This window comes from Bradyrhizobium sediminis (genome assembly GCF_018736085.1).
GTDB classification, from domain to species: Bacteria; Pseudomonadota; Alphaproteobacteria; order Rhizobiales; family Xanthobacteraceae; genus Bradyrhizobium; species Bradyrhizobium sediminis.
The window spans coordinates 5,253,411-5,269,657 of record NZ_CP076134.1; the positions used below are offsets into that span (position 1 = coordinate 5,253,411).

At 64.2% G+C, this 16,247-nt stretch carries 16 protein-coding genes; 8 read left to right on the forward strand and 8 right to left on the reverse strand.

Going from position 1 to position 16,247, the window contains the following annotated elements; translation table 11 throughout:
* Positions 1 to 137 precede the first annotated feature (137 nt).
* Together KMZ29_RS25190 and KMZ29_RS25195 are read right to left on the reverse strand one after the other, a co-directional pair.
* Positions 138 to 2,378, reverse strand: coding sequence for a putative bifunctional diguanylate cyclase/phosphodiesterase (locus tag KMZ29_RS25190; protein WP_215621702.1), 2,241 nt, complete (start codon positions 2,376 to 2,378; stop codon positions 138 to 140).
* Positions 2,379 to 2,616: 238 nt separating this feature from the next.
* Positions 2,617 to 2,997, reverse strand: a complete 381-nt coding sequence (locus KMZ29_RS25195) for a L,D-transpeptidase (RefSeq protein WP_215621703.1) — start codon at positions 2,995 to 2,997, stop codon at positions 2,617 to 2,619.
* Between the two features lie 30 nt (positions 2,998 to 3,027).
* Here KMZ29_RS25195 and mepA point away from each other — a divergent pair, with 30 nt between their 5' ends.
* The 4 genes from mepA (at position 3,028) to modC (ending at position 6,327) form a co-directional block, all read left to right on the forward strand.
* Positions 3,028 to 3,975 (forward strand): penicillin-insensitive murein endopeptidase, encoded by a 948-nt coding sequence (mepA, locus tag KMZ29_RS25200; RefSeq protein WP_215621704.1) that lies wholly within the window; start codon positions 3,028 to 3,030, stop codon positions 3,973 to 3,975.
* A gap of 182 nt (positions 3,976 to 4,157) precedes the next feature.
* The gene (gene modA / locus KMZ29_RS25205; RefSeq protein WP_215621705.1) at positions 4,158 to 4,943 is read left to right on the forward strand and encodes a molybdate ABC transporter substrate-binding protein; all 786 of its coding nucleotides are present in this window, start codon (positions 4,158 to 4,160) and stop codon (positions 4,941 to 4,943) included.
* Positions 4,943 to 5,638: a molybdate ABC transporter permease subunit gene (modB, locus tag KMZ29_RS25210; protein WP_215621706.1), complete on the forward strand. Its 696-nt coding sequence runs from the start codon at positions 4,943 to 4,945 to the stop codon at positions 5,636 to 5,638. The genes modA and modB overlap by 1 nt, the downstream gene beginning before the upstream one ends.
* A 2-nt stretch (positions 5,639 to 5,640) precedes the next feature.
* On the forward strand, positions 5,641 to 6,327 hold the full coding sequence (gene modC, locus KMZ29_RS25215) for a molybdenum ABC transporter ATP-binding protein (protein WP_215621707.1): 687 nt from the start codon (positions 5,641 to 5,643) through the stop codon (positions 6,325 to 6,327).
* Positions 6,328 to 6,425: 98 nt separating this feature from the next.
* Here modC and KMZ29_RS27045 read toward each other — a convergent pair whose 3' ends face one another.
* A complete protein-coding gene (locus tag KMZ29_RS27045) occupies positions 6,426 to 7,148 on the reverse strand; it encodes an N-acetyltransferase (RefSeq protein ID WP_369810048.1) in 723 nt (240 codons plus the stop codon).
* 159 nt (positions 7,149 to 7,307) lie between these two features.
* Here KMZ29_RS27045 and KMZ29_RS25230 point away from each other — a divergent pair, with 159 nt between their 5' ends.
* The gene (locus KMZ29_RS25230) at positions 7,308 to 7,910 is read left to right on the forward strand and encodes a GNAT family N-acetyltransferase (protein ID WP_215621708.1); all 603 of its coding nucleotides are present in this window, start codon (positions 7,308 to 7,310) and stop codon (positions 7,908 to 7,910) included.
* A 32-nt stretch (positions 7,911 to 7,942) separates the two neighbouring features.
* Here KMZ29_RS25230 and KMZ29_RS25235 read toward each other — a convergent pair whose 3' ends face one another.
* Positions 7,943 to 9,130, reverse strand: a complete 1,188-nt coding sequence (locus tag KMZ29_RS25235; protein ID WP_215621709.1) for an MFS transporter — start codon at positions 9,128 to 9,130, stop codon at positions 7,943 to 7,945.
* Between the two features lie 236 nt (positions 9,131 to 9,366).
* Entirely contained in the window at positions 9,367 to 11,160 is a 1,794-nt protein-coding gene (locus tag KMZ29_RS25240) for a potassium/proton antiporter (protein WP_215621710.1), read from the reverse strand.
* Between the two features lie 221 nt (positions 11,161 to 11,381).
* On the opposite strand from KMZ29_RS25240, the gene KMZ29_RS25245 reads away from it, so the two are divergent.
* From KMZ29_RS25245 to radC, 3 genes are all read left to right on the forward strand, one after another.
* On the forward strand, positions 11,382 to 12,695 hold the full coding sequence (locus tag KMZ29_RS25245; protein ID WP_369810049.1) for a mechanosensitive ion channel family protein: 1,314 nt from the start codon (positions 11,382 to 11,384) through the stop codon (positions 12,693 to 12,695).
* A gap of 81 nt (positions 12,696 to 12,776) precedes the next feature.
* The gene (gene map / locus KMZ29_RS25250) at positions 12,777 to 13,601 is read left to right on the forward strand and encodes a type I methionyl aminopeptidase (RefSeq protein ID WP_215621712.1); all 825 of its coding nucleotides are present in this window, start codon (positions 12,777 to 12,779) and stop codon (positions 13,599 to 13,601) included.
* A 73-nt stretch (positions 13,602 to 13,674) separates the two neighbouring features.
* Positions 13,675 to 14,394 carry a RadC family protein gene (radC, locus tag KMZ29_RS25255; RefSeq protein WP_215624408.1) on the forward strand — a complete coding sequence of 240 codons (720 nt, stop codon included), beginning with the start codon at positions 13,675 to 13,677 and terminating at the stop codon, positions 14,392 to 14,394.
* A gap of 100 nt (positions 14,395 to 14,494) precedes the next feature.
* Here radC and KMZ29_RS25260 read toward each other — a convergent pair whose 3' ends face one another.
* The 3 genes from KMZ29_RS25260 to KMZ29_RS25270 form a co-directional block, all read right to left on the reverse strand.
* Complete coding sequence (locus KMZ29_RS25260; RefSeq protein ID WP_215621713.1) at positions 14,495 to 15,025, reverse strand: GNAT family N-acetyltransferase; 531 nt, start codon at positions 15,023 to 15,025, stop codon at positions 14,495 to 14,497.
* A complete protein-coding gene (locus KMZ29_RS25265; protein WP_215624409.1) occupies positions 15,013 to 15,354 on the reverse strand; it encodes a type II toxin-antitoxin system TacA family antitoxin in 342 nt (113 codons plus the stop codon). Before KMZ29_RS25265 ends, KMZ29_RS25260 begins: the two co-directional genes overlap by 13 nt.
* 161 nt (positions 15,355 to 15,515) lie before the next feature.
* Positions 15,516 to 16,106: a DedA family protein gene (locus tag KMZ29_RS25270; RefSeq protein WP_215621714.1), complete on the reverse strand. Its 591-nt coding sequence runs from the start codon at positions 16,104 to 16,106 to the stop codon at positions 15,516 to 15,518.
* Between the last annotated feature and the right edge of the window lie 141 nt (positions 16,107 to 16,247).

Genomic DNA, 16,247 nt, shown 5'->3' on the forward strand with positions numbered 1-16,247 from the left:
GCCCGAGGTCGTCATTGCGAGGAGCAAAGCGACGAAGCAATCCAGCTTGCCTTGCTGCTCTATGGATTGCTTCGCGGAGCCTGTCATCGGGCGCGCGTTCGCGCGACCCGTTGGCTCGCAATGACGGACTAGCGTTCTCAAGCCACCAGCGCGGCTTCCTCGTCGACATCCACCGGCGCGACGGGTTCCGCGCCGCGCTGCGCCTGCAGCAAGCTGACGATCTCGGCGTTCGGCCGCGCGCGGCTGAACAGAAAGCCCTGCCCCTCGTGGCAGCCTTCGGCGCGCAGGCAGCTCAGTTCGGCTTCGGTCTCGACGCCTTCGGCGGTGATGGTGACCCCGAGGCCCTTGCCGAGGCTGATGATCGAACGCACGATCGCCTGGGCATCGCGATTGGAGCCGAGGCCGCGCACGAACGACTGATCGATCTTGATCTTGTCGAACGGAAAGCTCCTGAGATAGCTCAGGCTGGAATAGCCGGTGCCGAAATCGTCCATCGAGATGCGGACGCCGAGCGCGCGCAGCGCGTGCAGCGTGGCCAGCACCTGGCTGCTCTTTTCCAGAAGCAGCGTTTCGGTGATTTCCAGCTCCAGCTGCTTGGCCGGCAGGCCGGATTGCTTCAGCGCATCCATCACCAGCGACAGCAGGTTGCCGACACGAAACTGCAGCGGCGACAGGTTGACCGCGACACGGACGTCGTCGGGCCAGAGCGCGGCGTCCGTACAGGCGCGGCGCAACATCAATCCGCCCAGCGCATTGATCAGGCCGGTCTCTTCGGCGACCGGAATGAATTCGGCCGGCGATATCATGCCGCGCTCGGGGTCCGGCCAGCGCACCAGCGCCTCGAAGCCGGTGATGCGACCGGTCGCCAGATCGATCAGCGGCTGATAATGCGGCCGCAACACGTCGTTCTGGATCGCGTCGCGCAGATCGATTTCGATCCTGCGGCGGCTTTGAGCACGGGCGTCCATGCCGGGTTCGAAGAAGCTGAAGGTGCCGCGCTGCTCGTTCTTGGCGCGCGACAGCGCCATGTCGGCGCTCTTGAGAAGCTTCTCGGAATCGTCGCCGTCACCCGGCGCCATGGCGATGCCGATGCTGGCGCCGATGACCACCGAATGGCCGTCCAGCAGAAAGGTCTCTCCGATCGCCGCAAGCAACCGCTTCGACAGCAGCACCGCATCCTCGGGGCGCGTCAATCCGCTCTGGATGATCGCGAACTCGTCGGAGTTGAGGCGGGCCAGCGCGTCTTCCTCGCGCAAGCTCGACCGCAGGCGCTTGGCGACGCCGCGCAGCAGCTTGTCGCCAATGCCGTGGCCGAGCGTATCGTTGACCGCCTTGAAATTGTCGAGGCCGAGCACCAGCACCGCGACCTTTTCGGCGCTGCGCCGCGTATGCAGCAGGACGTCGTCCATCTGCTGACGCAGCAGATTGCGGTTCGGCAGCCCGGTCAGGCTGTCGTGCTGGGCCATGAAGGCGAGCCGCGCCTCGGCACGCTTGCGCTCGGTGATATCCATCAGCGCCAGCAGTACCGCGGGCTGGTCGTTGTAGACCAGCTGGCGCGAATAGATCGCCAGATCGATCAGCGCGCCGTCGGCCCGGACGTGCTTCCAGGTCCGCGCGGTCTGCTCGTCGCTGGAGCGGTCCCCGCCCCAGGGCAATTCGGTTTCGAAGGCCTGCACGCTACGGATGGTCAGCTTCTCGAATTCGGCGCGGCTGTAGCCGTAATGCTCGATGGCGGCGGCGTTGACGCCGAGGATACGCTCGTCGTCCAATGCACAGACGATCATCGGAACCGGGTTGCTGTCGAACAGCAGCCGGAACGAAGCCTCGCGCTGCTTCAGCTCGGTGATGTCGACGCGCAGGCCGACGATACCGCCGTCCTCGGTCAGCTGCTCCTCGATCAGGATACAGCGGCCGTCGCTGAGGGTCTGCTCGTGGCGTTCGCCGGGCTGATAAAGTCTTGTCAGCCGCTCCTTGATCCATTCCTCTTCGCGGCCGATCGCTTCCGGATAGTCGCCGCGCTCGACGCCGATGCGGATCGTATCCTGCAGCCTCGCGCCCGGCCTGAACAGGTCCGAGCTGCGATTGTAGATCTCGGCATATTTCTTGTTCCAGAGAATATAGCGCCCTTCGGCGTCGAGGAACACGATGCCCTGCGGCAGGATGTCGATCGCCTCGCGCAGCCGCTCGTGGGATTTTCGCGCATCGGCGATCGCGGCTTCCGCCTCGGCGCGCTTGCGCACGATCTCGCCGATCTCGGCTGCCACGCGCCGGCTCGAAGGGGAGAGTTTCGGACTGGGTTTTGCCGGCCGGCCGGGAAGGCGGGCAATCGCCGCGTGCTTCGATTTTTTCTTGGCTGGCTTCCGCCGCTGACTTTGCATTCGCTTACGCCCACTCGCATTCTGCGCCGCTGTTCTCCGATAAGTGTCTGAAAAAATGGTAACACTTGCCGGCGGGACGTCGTGCCCGCGAGGATCGGCGCCGGTAGACTAAGGTTTCAGCTGCCCGTTTAAGTGGCGAGATCCTGGACATCCGCGCAACGAAAGTTGTCCCACGGTGCAAGATCGGCGGTATCGGCGAATGCGCGCGGCAGAATCGCCGGCGGATAGTTGATCTAGATCAAGACTGCACAATGACCGCGCGAATTTCCGCGGCGTCGCACGAATTTTCGTCAATACTCGACAGGGTTATCGGACGGTTAAGGAACGCGCCGCCAGTTTCTTGTTTTGACGCGTGTTCTTCACGCGACCGGCTTCCGCTTCGCTCGAAAACGCTCCAGTTCGAAATCTCGATCAGCGTGTTGCGCGGGCCACTGCGCTCGACCCATGCGAACAACGCCGCCGCATGCGACGGATGCAGCCGGACGCAGCCATGCGACGCCGGGCCGCCGAGCCGCGCCAGCTCGGTGGTGCCGTGAATGGCGAAGCCATGATAGAAGAAGATCGAATGCGGCATCGGCGAGTTGTAATACCGCCGCGAGTACCAGCGCCGCGCCATCATCTGCTAGGTTTTGCGCGATAGAGTGATCCGATGAGCCCCCGCCCGATTCTCACTTTGCTCTTTCTGCTGTCCGTCGTCGTCAGTGCCAGCATGGCGCTGGCGCAGGACAAGGGCAGCGTCAATCCGAAGCCGCTGCCGCCGCTGGCCAACCCCAACGATCCCAAGCTCGGCGCCAAGGAGCTGTTCGGCCGCAAGGTACTGCCGACGGCGATGCCGACGCGCGTGGTCGGGTTCTATGCCAAGGGCTGCATCGCGGGTTCGGATGCGCTGCCGATCAACGGCCCGACCTGGCAGGTGATGCGGCTGTCGCGCAACCGCAACTGGGGGCATCCCGACCTGGTGAAGCTGGTGGAGCGGCTGGCGGCCAAAGCGCACAAGGACGCCGGCTGGCCGGGCATACTGGTCGGCGACATGTCGCAGCCGCGCGGCGGCCCGATGCTGACCGGGCACGCCAGCCATCAAATCGGGCTGGATGCCGATATCTGGCTGACGCCGATGCCGAACCGGCAATTGTCGCGCAACGAGCGCGAGGAATTGTCCGCAATCATGATGGTGCGCTCCGACCGGCTCGACATCGAGCCCAGCACCTGGACGCCGACCCATCTCAATGTGATCCGCGCCGCGGCCCAGGAGCCGACGGTGCAGCGCATCTTCGTCAACGCCGCGATCAAGAAGGCGTTGTGCCGCGAAGCCAAGGGCGACCGCAGCTGGCTGCACAAGGTGCGGCCGATGTACGGCCACGACTATCACTTCCATGTCCGCATCAAGTGCCCGCCGGGCAGCGATGAATGCGAGAGCCAGCCGGAGCCGACGGCAAGCGAGGGCTGCAGCCCCGGCGATCTTGCCTACTGGTTCAAGGATGCCATCATCCACCCGAAGCCGCCGAAGGAGCCGCCGAAACCGCGGCCGCCGATGACGCTGGCGCAATTGCCGCCTGCCTGCAAAGCGGTGTTGAACGCGCCGGACGCCAGGCAATAGCCGCCGACCGCGCGAACCCTTTGCGCCGTCCCGGCAATGCTGTAAGCTTCCACCCAGCGATGTCCGGACGGATCGTAAATCCCCCGGACCAGCGGAACGGCGCTTCCGCCTGTCGCATTCCAATTCTCACCAACGCCTGATTTGCGCGCGCGTAGCGCCGCAGACACGTATGGAGCGCCGCAATGAACCGTCTCGCCAGATTATTCACTGTTTTCACGATCCTGTTCGGATTGACCGCGTTGCCCGCGCTGGCGCAGGACAAGAGCCTGACGGTGTTCGCCGCAGCCTCGATGAAGAACGCGCTCGACGAGGTCGACGCCGCCTATACCGCGAAGACCGGAATCAGGATCGTCGCCAGCTACGCTGCGAGTTCGGCACTGGCCAAACAGATCGAACAGGGCGCGCCGGCCGATGTTTTCGTATCCGCCGACATCGACTGGATGGACCATGCGATCACCAAAAACACCATCAACGAGTTGACGCGGGTCAATCTGCTCGGCAACAGCATCGTGCTGATCGCGCCGAAGGATTCCAAACTCGACAAGGTGACGATCGGACCGGGCTTCGATCTTTCGAAACTCGCCGGCGACGGCCGAATCGCGACCGGCGATGTGAGAGCGGTGCCGGTGGGCAAATACGCCAGGGCCGCGCTGGAAAAACTCGGCGCCTGGCAGGCGGCAGAACCGAAATTCGCGATGGCCGAAAGCGTGCGCGCCGCACTGGCGCTGGTGGCGCGCGGCGAAGCGCCGCTCGGCATCGTCTACGCGACCGACGCCAAAGTCGAACCCGGCGTCAGGATCGTCGGCGCCTTTCCGGCGGACTCCCACCCCGCCATCGTCTATCCCGTGGCCGCGACGGGGACGGCGAAAACCGAAGCTGTCAATTATCTGGCCTTCCTGCGCTCGCCGGCGGCCAAAGCCATCTTCGAGAAATACGGCTTCTCGTTCCTGATCCGACCGACTTCCTGATGTTCGACCTCTCGCCCACCGAATGGACGGCGATCCAGCTTTCGCTGCGGGTCGCCGCGGTTGCGACGCTGGTGGCGACGCCGCTCGGTATCGCGCTGGCGTGGCTGCTGGCGCGGCGCGATTTCTGGGGCAAGTCGCTGGTCGACGCGGCCATCCATCTGCCGCTGGTGCTGCCGCCGGTCGTGACCGGCTACCTCCTGCTGCTGACCTTCGGCCGGCGCGGCCTGGTCGGCGCGTGGCTCGCCGACCATCTCGGCATCGTGTTCGCGTTTCGCTGGACCGGGGCAGCATTGGCCTGCGGCATTATGGCGTTTCCGCTATTGGTGCGGCCGATCCGGTTGTCGATCGAGGCGGTCGATCGCCGGCTGGAGCAGGCCGCGGGCACGCTGGGCGCAGCACCCTGGCGCGTGTTCCTGACCATCACGCTGCCGCTGGCGTTGCCGGGCGTGCTGGCCGGCATGGTGCTGGGCTTTGCCAAGGCGCTCGGCGAGTTCGGCGCGACCATCACCTTCGTGTCGAATATTCCCGGTGAAACCCAGACCATCTCGTCGGCGATCTATTCGCTGATCCAGACACCGGACGGCGACGCCGCGGCGCTGCGGCTGGTGGCGGTATCCATCGTCATCGCGCTGGCCGCGCTGGTTGCCTCCGAATGGTTCGCGCGGCGCGCCACAAAACGCCTGCACGGGAATTGACCATGCTGCGCGTAGACGTCGCAAAACAACTTGGCGAATTCTCGATCGAAGCTTCGTTCGCCAGCGAAGGCCGGGTCACCGGATTGTTCGGCGCCTCCGGCGCCGGCAAGACCTCGCTGATCAACATCATCGCCGGATTGCTGCGGCCCGATCGCGGCGTCATCGCCGTCGATGGCGAGACGCTCGACGACACCGCCAACCGCGTGCACGTCCCGGCGCATCGCCGCCGCATCGGCTACGTGTTCCAGGATGCGCGGCTGTTTCCGCATCTCGATATCAGGCAAAATCTCGACTACGGCCGGCGGATGAACCGGCTGGCCGACGATGCCGCGCAGCGCACGCGCGTCACCGACCTGCTCGATATCGGCGGCCTGCTCGATCGTCGTCCAGGCCAGCTTTCCGGCGGCGAGCGCCAGCGCGTCGCCCTGGGGCGGGCGCTATTGGCGCAGCCGAGATTGCTGCTGCTCGATGAGCCCTTGGGCTCGCTCGACGAAGAACGCAAGGTGGAGATCCTGCCCTATCTCGTCCGCCTGCGCGACGAGGCCAATGTGCCGATGGTCTATGTCAGCCACGACGCCGGCGAAATGCGCCAGCTGGCGACGCAGGTGGTGATGCTGCGGCGCGGCCGGGTGGTCGCGTTCGGCGGAACCGAGGTGTTGCCATCAGCCGCCTCAAGCCCGGCTGGCTAGAGCCTTTTCCGTTCCGATTGAATCGGAACGGGGCTCTATCTTTTTGTTTTGACGCGTTTTCTTCACGCGAACCGGTATCCACTTCGCTTGAAAACGCTCTAGTCAGGCAGGGTCTCGCCGGAGCCGCCGAGTTCGGCGGGGAGATCTTTGAACTTCGGCAGCCCGTCCTTCACGGAGACCATCTTGCTCCCGTAATTGGCGTGCAGCGTCGGTTGATGCGTAAAGCCCTGCAATAGATTGGCATAGACATCGATCAGCCGCATGCGGGGGTGCTCCGTCATGACATGCCCGCCGCAGACCTTGCAGTATTTGCGATAGGAATTTTCGGTCTTGTGGAAGGTACCGATATCGGCCTCGCCTTTGACGATCCGCACGCTGCTCGAAGGCCACAGGCTGAAGGCGTTGATCGGCGCGGCAGACCAGGCCTGGCAGTCGCGGCAATGGCAATAGCCCGCGAAGGCCGGCTTGCCCGCGACCTCGATCTCGACCGCGCCGCAAAAGCAACCGGCCTTGTGGATGGCGGCAACCGGCTTCTCTTTCGCGCCGGGAGCCAGGAGATCGCTGTATTCGGGATGCTTGTCGATGTAGGAGCGGATGAAATCGCATTCGACGGTGAGTTTACGCCCCTGCGCCCGTACCGCGTCGAGGGTCGCGCGTCCGAGCTTCGAGCCAATTCCCCGCCCGCCCAGTTCCGGCGGCACCTCGGTATGGACCAGCGTGATGGCGCCGGGCGATTTGCGATAGGTGACAAAGGCGATATGGCCCGCGACGTCGAACTCGAAGCGCTGGCGACCCTCATTGTCGTGAAAATTCTCGGCCATGCGTCCTCCCAGCCCCGGCATTCGCCGTATTGAAGCCAATGGCTGTTATAGCAACGGGAGAGGCACGGTTGCATCGAATTGTGAAAAATTGCAGAAATCACGCACCTGCTTTGGGCAGGCCCCAGCATCGCTGCCAGCCTTCCGAAAGTCACCCAGGAAATGCCGGTTCAGATCACCTACCGCATGGCCCGCCCCGACGACAGCGGCGAGCTCGCGCGCTACATGTGCCTCGCCGGCGGCGGCCTCTATGAATTCCTGTTCGACGATCTGATCCCGTTCGTGACGGCAGTGGATATGTTGTCGGCCGGCATCGGCAGCGAACGCTATCCCGTCTCGTACCGCAATTGCTGCGTTGCATCCCTCGGCGACGACGGCGCGATCGTCGCCGCCGCCAATGTCTTTCCTGCCGATTTGCTGAAGGAAGACAATTATGTGCTGCTTGGCTCCGAGCGCCATGACCACGTCCGGCCGATGCTGGAACTGCAGGACTGGGGCAGCATGTTCCTGAACAGCCTGGCCGTCAGCGACGCACATCGCGGTTCAGGCATCGGGGCAAGATTGCTCGATTGGGCCGAAACACGCACGACGGAAGCCGGTTATGACCGCCTGAGCCTGCACGTATGGGCCGACAATTTGACCGCATTGAAATTCTACAAGGTGAGAGGCTTCGTCGAGGTCGGCGTCGCCGAGATTCCGCCGCACCCGAGACTCCCGCACAATGGCGGCAGCATCCTGATGAACAAAGCGATGCGAGCGACGTGATCGCTGCCTGTTCTTGTCGATAGCTGCCGGAGCTATGCCGCGCGGCCCGATCGCAGCAGCAGCAGCACGCCGAATGCCGAAACCGAGGCGAGCGCGCTGATCCAGAGCGCGCCGGTGCCGATATGCTCCACCATCAGGCCGACCGCGAGCGGCGCAAGCGCGCCGGTCGCGCGCGCCGGCAGCGAAAGCACCCCGACCCGGCGGCCGAAACCTTGCGGCCCGAACAGCGCCAGCGGCAGGGTGCCGCGCGCGATCGTGAGGATGCCATTGCCCGCGCCATAGAACGCCGCAAAGACGGGCGCCAGCAGCGGTCCGCCGAGGGCAAGCGCGATGACGCCGACCGGGGTCATCAGCGTGGCGAGCCTGGCCGAAACCAGCGGGTGGTAGCGCGCGAGCCAGCCTGCCTCGACCATGCGCGCGGCGACCTGCGCCGGCCCGACCAGCGTACCTGCGAACAATGCCGCTGCCGGCGTCGCCCCGAACTGCACCAGCATGGTCGGCAGCACCGCCGAGAGCCCCGAACTGACGAAACCGGTCGCTGCGAACACATAAGCCAGCGCGGTCATCGTGAAGGCCTCGCTGCGCTTGGTCACCGCAGGAGCTTCTGCCTCGGCCTTGACCGGCTGCAGGGGATTGACCCGCGGCAGAACGAAATTGAGCGGCAGCGCAAGAATGAGATGAATGAGCGCCCACACCTGACAGGTGGCGCGCCAGCCAAGCTCGACGTCGAGCCATGTCGTCAGCGGCCAGCCGACGGTGCTGGCAAAGCCCGCGATCAGCGTGATGCCCGTGATCGGCCGGCGCGCGGCGGTCCCGTAGATCCGGGTCAGGCTCGCAAACGCCGCCTCATAAAGCCCCATGCCCATGCCGACGCCAATGACGACCCAGGCCGCGATCAGTCCGAAGGCGCCGTTGGCAAGGGACAGCAGCAACAGTCCGGCCGCGAGGATGCCGTTCGAGATGGCGAGCAGGCCGCGCCCGCCGAAGGTATCGATGGCGTGGCCGACGCGCGGCCCCAATAGTCCCGCGATCACCAGCGCGCCCGACAGCGCGCCGAACACGAAGGTCGGCACCAGGCCGAGATCGCGCGCGATTGGTGCTGCGAGTATCGCCGGAAGATAATAGCTCGACGCCCATGCTATGGTTTGCGTCGTGCCCAGCGCGAGGATGACGGGCAGCGAACCGGACGTTCCGGCATAGCCGGTGCTGGCATCCTTCATGAACGACCACGGCCGACAGCGCCCGCTTGGCTGGCGGCTTCATCGGCAACACGGCAAGCCGAAACGTCGGCGGTCCCGGAATCATCGCAGCAGCAGCCCCTGTGTCGAGGGCGTGCGACAGCGTCATCGATTTTCATGGCCGGCAAAATAGGTGCGATTCCGTGCAGCGTCAACGATATTTCCAGAATGATAGAAATAGCGTTGATTGACCTGTTGCTCTTGAGTGCGGCAACGCTTCAAATCCCGGCCACCGACGACCACATTTCCGACAGCCTGCGCTTCAGGGACGCCATCCGCGTCAGGGCCGCGGGCTCTTCCTCCTCTTCGGGCAAGCGAAGGCCTACGACGCTGACCCTGCCGCCCGAGATGCTGCGCGCCACCAGGACGATGGAGTCGAGCTCGAGCGTCGCCCCTTCCTTCGGCGCATGGTCGAGATGAATGTCAAAATAATCGGCCAGCGTCAGTTTCGCCTGCTCGTCACCCACCGCCACGCCGTAGATCTCGGCAAGCTCGCCGAGCGTGTGTTCCCCCGAAACCATGAAGTCGCCGAGCAGATGCGGATCGGGTTCCGAACTCGGCTGCATATCGACGAAGAATCGGTCGAGCGCTTCGGCCTTTTGCGGCGGCGCCAGCAGATAGATGTAGTCGCCCGGCGCGACCGGATCGGCTTCCGCGGGCGACAGGATGCGCTGGTCGCGGATCACCAGCGTCGGCTTCGACCAGGATGGAATGAGGCCGCGCCGGAAATACAGGCTCTTGGAGCGGACGGAATAACCAACCAGTTGCTGCTCCAACTGCCCGGGCAGATCGAGCTCGACCCGCCGCGGCCCGCGATCGGAACGCGGCAGCGCCACATGCAGCCGACGCGCGGCGGGCGCCAGCGTCCAGCCTTGCAGCAGCAGCGAGATGATGACGACGACGAAAGCGACGTCGAAATAGAGATAGGCCTTCGACAGTCCGACCAGCATCGGGATCGAGGCCAGGAAGATCGCGACCGCGCCGCGCAGGCCGGTCCAGGCGATGAAGAGCTTTTCCCGCCAGTTGAAGCGGAACGGCGCCAGACACAGAAACACCGCGATCGGCCGCGCCAGAAGCATCAGCGCGAACGCCACGATCACGGCCGGAGCGATGCTGTCCACCAGTCGCTGCGGCGAGACCAGCAGGCCGAGCAGCACGAACATCACGATCTGCGCCAGCCAGGTCGCGGCGTCGAGGAAGGTCACCACCGAATTATGCGCCCGGGTCGGCCGGTTGCCGACGATGATGCCGGCGAGGTAGACCGCGAGAAACCCGGAAGCGTGCGCGATCTGGGCCGCCCCGAAGACCACCAGCGCGGCGGTGGCGACGAACGGCGCATGCAGGCCCTGCGGCAGCGCGACGCGATTGAGCGCCAGCACCACGAGCCGGCCGCCGACCACGCCGACGATGGTGCCGAGCACGAGTTCGCGGGCGAATTCCAGCGCCACATGCAAGGCCGAGCTTTCGCCGATCGAAATCAGTTCGACCACCATCAAGGTCAGAAACACCGCGAACGGATCGTTGGTGCCGGATTCGGCCTCCAGCGTCGCGCCGACGCGGGGCCGCAGGCGCAAGCCCTGCGCATGCACCAGCAGGAACACCGCCGCGGCATCGGTCGAGGCCACCACGGCGCCGACCAGGAGCGCCTCGGTCCAGTTCAGATCGAGCACATATTTGGCGATCGGCGCGGTAATCAGCGCCGTCAGCAGCACGCCGATGGTCGCCAGCACCATCGACGGCACCAGCACCGCGCGGATGCTTTGAAACCGGGTTCGCAGGCCGCCATCGAACAGGATCAGGGCCAGCGCCACCGATCCCACCAGATAGGTGGAGCGCACGTCGTCGAACCGCACTTGGCCGGGGCCGGAATCGCCGGCCAGCATGCCGATGAACAGAAATACCAGCAGCAAGGGCGCGCCGAAGCGCAGCGCGAGCAGGCTCGACAGGATGCCGGCCATCACCAGAACCGCGCCAAGCAGAATGGCTATGCTGACCTGGTCGAGAGAAGCCATGAACCTCCGGAAATGCGCGCAAATACTTGCACTTGCATCCTTATCGTCGCCACAGTTGGACGCCAACCCATTTCTGTCGGGAGGCGCGATGTACCCGATTTTCCGGCCTTAATTGACTTCACCGGGGTGTCGTATCGATGGCGCCGGCGCCGCCATTATGGGAATCTGCCGGTTATTCGAATCAAGTTTGCTCCCGATCTGCCTGCGATGAGATTTTGACGATGGACCTGAACGAGATCACCGAATTCCTGCAATCCGCGGCGCGTTCGGTCGGCGCGGAGGTCACCTCGCCGTGGTTCTATCTGCAGCTGGGGCTGATTCTGGCCGCCGCGGGGATCGCCTACGCCGCCGGCGCGGCCGTCCGTTCCAGGGTCGACGTCACCTCGGTTGCCATGGGCTGGCCGGCACCGTTCCGGCTGTTCATGCGCGTGCTGGTCGGCAGCGCGCCGACGGCGGTATTCGCGGCGCTGATGACGCTGGCGCGCATCGTCATGCTGGCGTCGACCTGGCCGAGCCGCAGCTATCTGCTGGCGGTCGCCGCCAAGCTCGCGCTCGCCTGGCTGATCATCCGGCTGATTACCTCGGTGATCCGCAACGCCTTCATCGTCCGGCTGGTATCGCTGTCGGCATGGGCGATCGCAGCGCTCAGCATCATCGGCCAGCTCGGACCGGCGATCGACGCGCTGGACTCGGTTTCGATCGTGCTCGGCGACCTCAGGCTGACGCCGCTAGTGCTGATCAAGCTCGGTGCGCTGCTGATCCTGGCGCTGTGGCTGACCAACATCGCCAGCAATTTCGTCGAAAGCCGGATCAACCGCTCGGCCGACCTGACCCCGTCGATCCAGGTGCTGCTGGTCAAGATGATCCGGATGGGGCTGATGGTGGTCGCGATCGCGATCGCACTCAGCGCGGTCGGCATCAACCTCTCGGCGCTGGCGGTGTTCTCCGGCGCGGTCGGCGTCGGTATCGGTATCGGCCTGCAGAAGATCGTCGCCAACTTCATCTCGGGCATCATCCTTTTGGCGGACAAGTCGGTGAAGCCGGGCGATCTCGTCACCATCGGCGACAGTTCGGGACGCATCAGCGCGATGAAGACGCGCTATATTTCAGTCGCCGCCGGCGACGGCCGCGAATTCCTGATTCCGAACGAGGACCTGGTGACGCAGAAAGTCGTCAACTGGACCTATACCGACAAGAACACGCTGGTGAAGGTCAGTTTCGGCACCAACTACGACGCCGATCCCCGGCTGGTCTGCAAGCTCGCGATCGATATCGCCGCGGCTGCCCCGCGCGCCATCAAGAGCAAGCCGCCGAACTGCATTCTGACCGAATTCGCCGAGCACGGGATGAAGTTCTCCCTGACCTTCTGGATCGCCGACCCCGAGGGCATGGACAATGTGAAGAGCGAGGTGATGCTGGCGCTGTGGGACGCCTTCAAGCGCGAGGGCATCCGCGTGCCCTACCCGGTGCGCGAAATCCGCGTCCGCGGCGGCGCGCTGCCGGTCGAGACCACGGTCGAGGTTCCGACCCGTTGAGGCCCAACCTGCGCTTGCGACCGGTCGCCCCGATCACTAGATTAGAGCCTCAAATCACCTCCCGCCAAGACGATCCGCCCCATGAGCTACATCGAAGCGACAGATACCTCCTTGCGCAAAACCGGACAGATCAAGCTGCATGGGCAGAGCGGGTTCGCAGGCATGCGCAAGGCAGGCGCACTGGTCGCCAAGTGCCTCGACGAACTGACCGACATCGTCAAGCCGGGAATTCCGACCTCCGTCATCGACGAATTCGTCCGCGACTTCGCCTTCCGCCATGGCGCCTTTCCCGCCACTTTGATGTATCGCGGCTACCGCTATTCGACCTGCACCTCGATCAACCATGTGGTCTGCCACGGCATGCCCGGCGACCGGGTGCTGAAGGAAGGCGACATCATCAACATCGACGTGACCTTCATCGTCGAGGGCTGGTACGGCGATTCCAGCCGGATGTATGCGATCGGCCCGATCTCCCGCAAGGCCGAGCGGCTGATCGAGGTGACCTATGAGGCGATGATGCGCGGCATCGCCGCGGTGAAGCCGGGCGCCACCACCGGCGACATCGGCCATGCCATCCAGAGCTTCGTCGAGCCGCAGGGCATGAGCGTGGTGCGCGACTTCTGCGGCCACGGCCTCGGGCGCATGTTCCACGACGAGCCGAACATCATTCATGTCGGCCGGCCCGGCGAAGGCGTACCGCTGAAGCCCGGCATGTTCTTCACCATCGAGCCGATGATCAATCTCGGCAAGCCGCATGTGAAGATCCTGTCCGACGGCTGGACCGCGGTGACCCGCGACCGCTCGCTGTCGGCGCAGTTCGAGCATTCGGTCGGCGTGACGGCCACCGGCGTCGAGATCTTCACGCTGTCGGAACGCCACGCCGAAAAGCCGCCGGTCGCGGCGTAGATTTCCGGCGGGTCCGACCGCCCCGCAACACTTCTTGGTTGCAAAACCTGACCGGCACGGCATGTTTGCGCCGATGGCCGCAAAACCCAGCGACGAGCAAGATCAGCCCGGACCCGCCGAGACGCCGCATTACCACGGCCACCGGACCCGGCTGCGCGAGCGCTTTCACAGCGCCGGACCCGATGCGCTGAGCGACTATGAATTGCTCGAACTGGCGCTGTTCGCTGCCTTGCCCCGGCGCGATACCAAGCCACTCGCCAAATCGCTGCTCAGGAAATTCGGCTCGTTCGCCGAAGTCATCCATGCGCCGGCGACACGGTTGCGGGAAGTCGACGGCATCGGCGATGCCTCGATCAATCAACTCAAGCTGATCGCGGCGGCGGCACACCGCGTCGCCAGGGGCGAGCTGAAGCAGCGCACCGCGCTGTCGTCATGGAACGACGTGATCGACTATTGCCGCACCGCCATGGCGTTCGCCGACAAGGAGCAGTTCCGCATCCTGTTCCTCGACAAGCGCAACCAGCTGATCGCGGACGAGGTGCAGCAGACCGGCACCGTCGACCACACCCCGGTCTATCCGCGCGAGGTGATCAAGCGCGCGCTGGAATTGTCCGCCACCGCCATCATCCTGGTGCACAACCACCCCTCCGGCGATCCGACGCCGTCGCAGGCCGACATCCAGATGACGAAAGCGATCGTCGACATCGCCGCGCCGCTCGGGATCTCCGTCCATGACCACATCATCGTCGGCAAGAACGGACATGCGAGTTTGAAGGGGATGCGGCTGATTTGAGAGGTGACGACGAAAAAATTGGCGGGCTTGCGTCGCCCATCGGGCCTCCCCTGATCTTTTGCGCTCGAAATCCTCTGCGCATTCGTTTGTTGATGGCGAGTCAACCGAAGGCAGCGATCACTGTCTCGATAGGAAGAAACAGTGTGCGGCTGTCGGCTGGATACTCGATAAATTCTGCGCAGGCCATATAGAAGCTCTTCGCCGCATCGTCCTTGGCATGTACGAGCACGGCGCCGATGCCGATACTCTGGGAAGCGACCGCGATGCGGCGAAGCGCATCCGATAACAAATCGGCCCCAAGCCCGCGGCCCGCGTAATCACGGCTGACCGCCAGACGCCCGATTACGGAAATCGGAATCGTATCAGGTGCATTGCGCCGCACCTTGCCCGGAGCGGACGCCCGCTCAACAGCCCCGGCGGAAATGCAGAAATAGGCCACGCCCCGGTTGCCATCGCAAACGACATAGGTGCGGGAGAACCGGCTCTCATTCTTGAGAGCGCGCTGCTTTAGCCAGTCATTCAAAGCAGGCTCACCGCAGTCGAAATCGGAAAGATCGTGGTCCGCCGTCAAAGGAACGGGCGCCGAAAGCTTCGTTTGTCGGCTCTGCGGAGTGGGAGTTATTTTCCCCATGCCGGGGCTCGACGCAACAGAGATCGCAACTTAGGCCCCGGCGCCGGGGGATTATCGAGCGCATGGACAAAAGCGTCGTATCGCTCCGGATCGAGCACGAACAAGCGCTGATCGAGAAGTACATCGATCGCGACCTTCCGGGCACTGTCGATCATGAACTCGGTGCGCGTCTTGCCCAGGACGGCAGCCGCGTCGTCGATAAGCTGGCGGGTATGGGTCTCGATGCGCAAATTGATGCTTCCCTTCGTATCCGCAGCCGAAGGACGCTCCGCAACCGTTACGGTTCCGGCGTCCAGTCTGTCCGACGATGTGGAGCGATCCTTTGCCATGAGCCAAATATTGGCGATCGTATCCACATTGTCAATACAACGCGGATTTCCGTGCACGACCACACAGGAACGGGCATGTGAGATTGAAGGGCCTCAAGCTGATTTGATCGCGCCGATCCGTGGCGATCACTTCAATGGCGGGGAGAACTTGCGTCCCCGCGTCAGGTCTGCTCGACGGCACGCTCGAGCTTTCTGCTCACTATCCAGGAGACGCCGAGGAACGCGACCAGCATCGCGAAGCCGAGGCCCGAAGAGGCGTCGCTCATAACCTTCTCCGAGACCTGGCCGAAGGCATAGCCAACCGAGACGATCGCGCACGACCACAGGCCCGCCGCGGCGAAATTGAGCGCCAGGAAGGTCGACCAGGGCAGCTGCGATATCCCATAGGCAATGCCCGCGACGCCGCGAATGCCGTGCGGGTAGCGATGGAACAGGATCATCCAGACGTAGTGACGGTCAGCCAGCCGGGCCGTCGTCTGGACGGCGCGCTCGAGCCTGGGGAAGGACCCAAGCCAGCGGGTGCCGAAACGCCGCCCGATCCAGAACCGGATGACGTCGCCGGCAAAACTGCCGACCCAGCAGACCATGATGAGAGTGCCGAAACTCAGCGCGCCTGCGTGCGCAGCGTAGCCCGCGAACACCGTGAGCAACAGGCTGTGCGAAGCTGCCCACGCGAACATCAGGCTATAGGCCGCATCGCCGTGTTGGCGGATGAGTTCGAGGAACGAGGTGAGGTCGGTCGGAAACAGCAAGCGGACTCCAGTTCGACGGCTTGTCATCGCGCTTTCCGATGACCGGATCGACATGGAGACTATCATGCGGCCGGGAACCTATGGAAGCAAAAGGAAGTTTGCGATTATGAGTATCAAAACGGGACCATCTCGTGCGCTTGC

Coding starts and splice junctions, on each gene's coding strand:
- KMZ29_RS25190 (WP_215621702.1), bottom strand. CDS start 2,378: ATGCAAAGTCAGCGGCGGAAGCCAGCCAAGAAAAAATCGAAGCACGCG.
- KMZ29_RS25195 (WP_215621703.1), bottom strand. CDS start 2,997: ATGATGGCGCGGCGCTGGTACTCGCGGCGGTATTACAACTCGCCGATG.
- mepA (WP_215621704.1), top strand. CDS start 3,028: ATGAGCCCCCGCCCGATTCTCACTTTGCTCTTTCTGCTGTCCGTCGTC.
- modA (WP_215621705.1), top strand. CDS start 4,158: ATGAACCGTCTCGCCAGATTATTCACTGTTTTCACGATCCTGTTCGGA.
- modB (WP_215621706.1), top strand. CDS start 4,943: ATGTTCGACCTCTCGCCCACCGAATGGACGGCGATCCAGCTTTCGCTG.
- modC (WP_215621707.1), top strand. CDS start 5,641: ATGCTGCGCGTAGACGTCGCAAAACAACTTGGCGAATTCTCGATCGAA.
- KMZ29_RS27045 (WP_369810048.1), bottom strand. CDS start 7,148: ATGGCCGAGAATTTTCACGACAATGAGGGTCGCCAGCGCTTCGAGTTC.
- KMZ29_RS25230 (WP_215621708.1), top strand. CDS start 7,308: ATGCCGGTTCAGATCACCTACCGCATGGCCCGCCCCGACGACAGCGGC.
- KMZ29_RS25235 (WP_215621709.1), bottom strand. CDS start 9,130: ATGAAGGATGCCAGCACCGGCTATGCCGGAACGTCCGGTTCGCTGCCC.
- KMZ29_RS25240 (WP_215621710.1), bottom strand. CDS start 11,160: ATGGCTTCTCTCGACCAGGTCAGCATAGCCATTCTGCTTGGCGCGGTT.
- KMZ29_RS25245 (WP_369810049.1), top strand. CDS start 11,382: ATGGACCTGAACGAGATCACCGAATTCCTGCAATCCGCGGCGCGTTCG.
- map (WP_215621712.1), top strand. CDS start 12,777: ATGAGCTACATCGAAGCGACAGATACCTCCTTGCGCAAAACCGGACAG.
- radC (WP_215624408.1), top strand. CDS start 13,675: ATGGCCGCAAAACCCAGCGACGAGCAAGATCAGCCCGGACCCGCCGAG.
- KMZ29_RS25260 (WP_215621713.1), bottom strand. CDS start 15,025: ATGGGGAAAATAACTCCCACTCCGCAGAGCCGACAAACGAAGCTTTCG.
- KMZ29_RS25265 (WP_215624409.1), bottom strand. CDS start 15,354: ATGGCAAAGGATCGCTCCACATCGTCGGACAGACTGGACGCCGGAACC.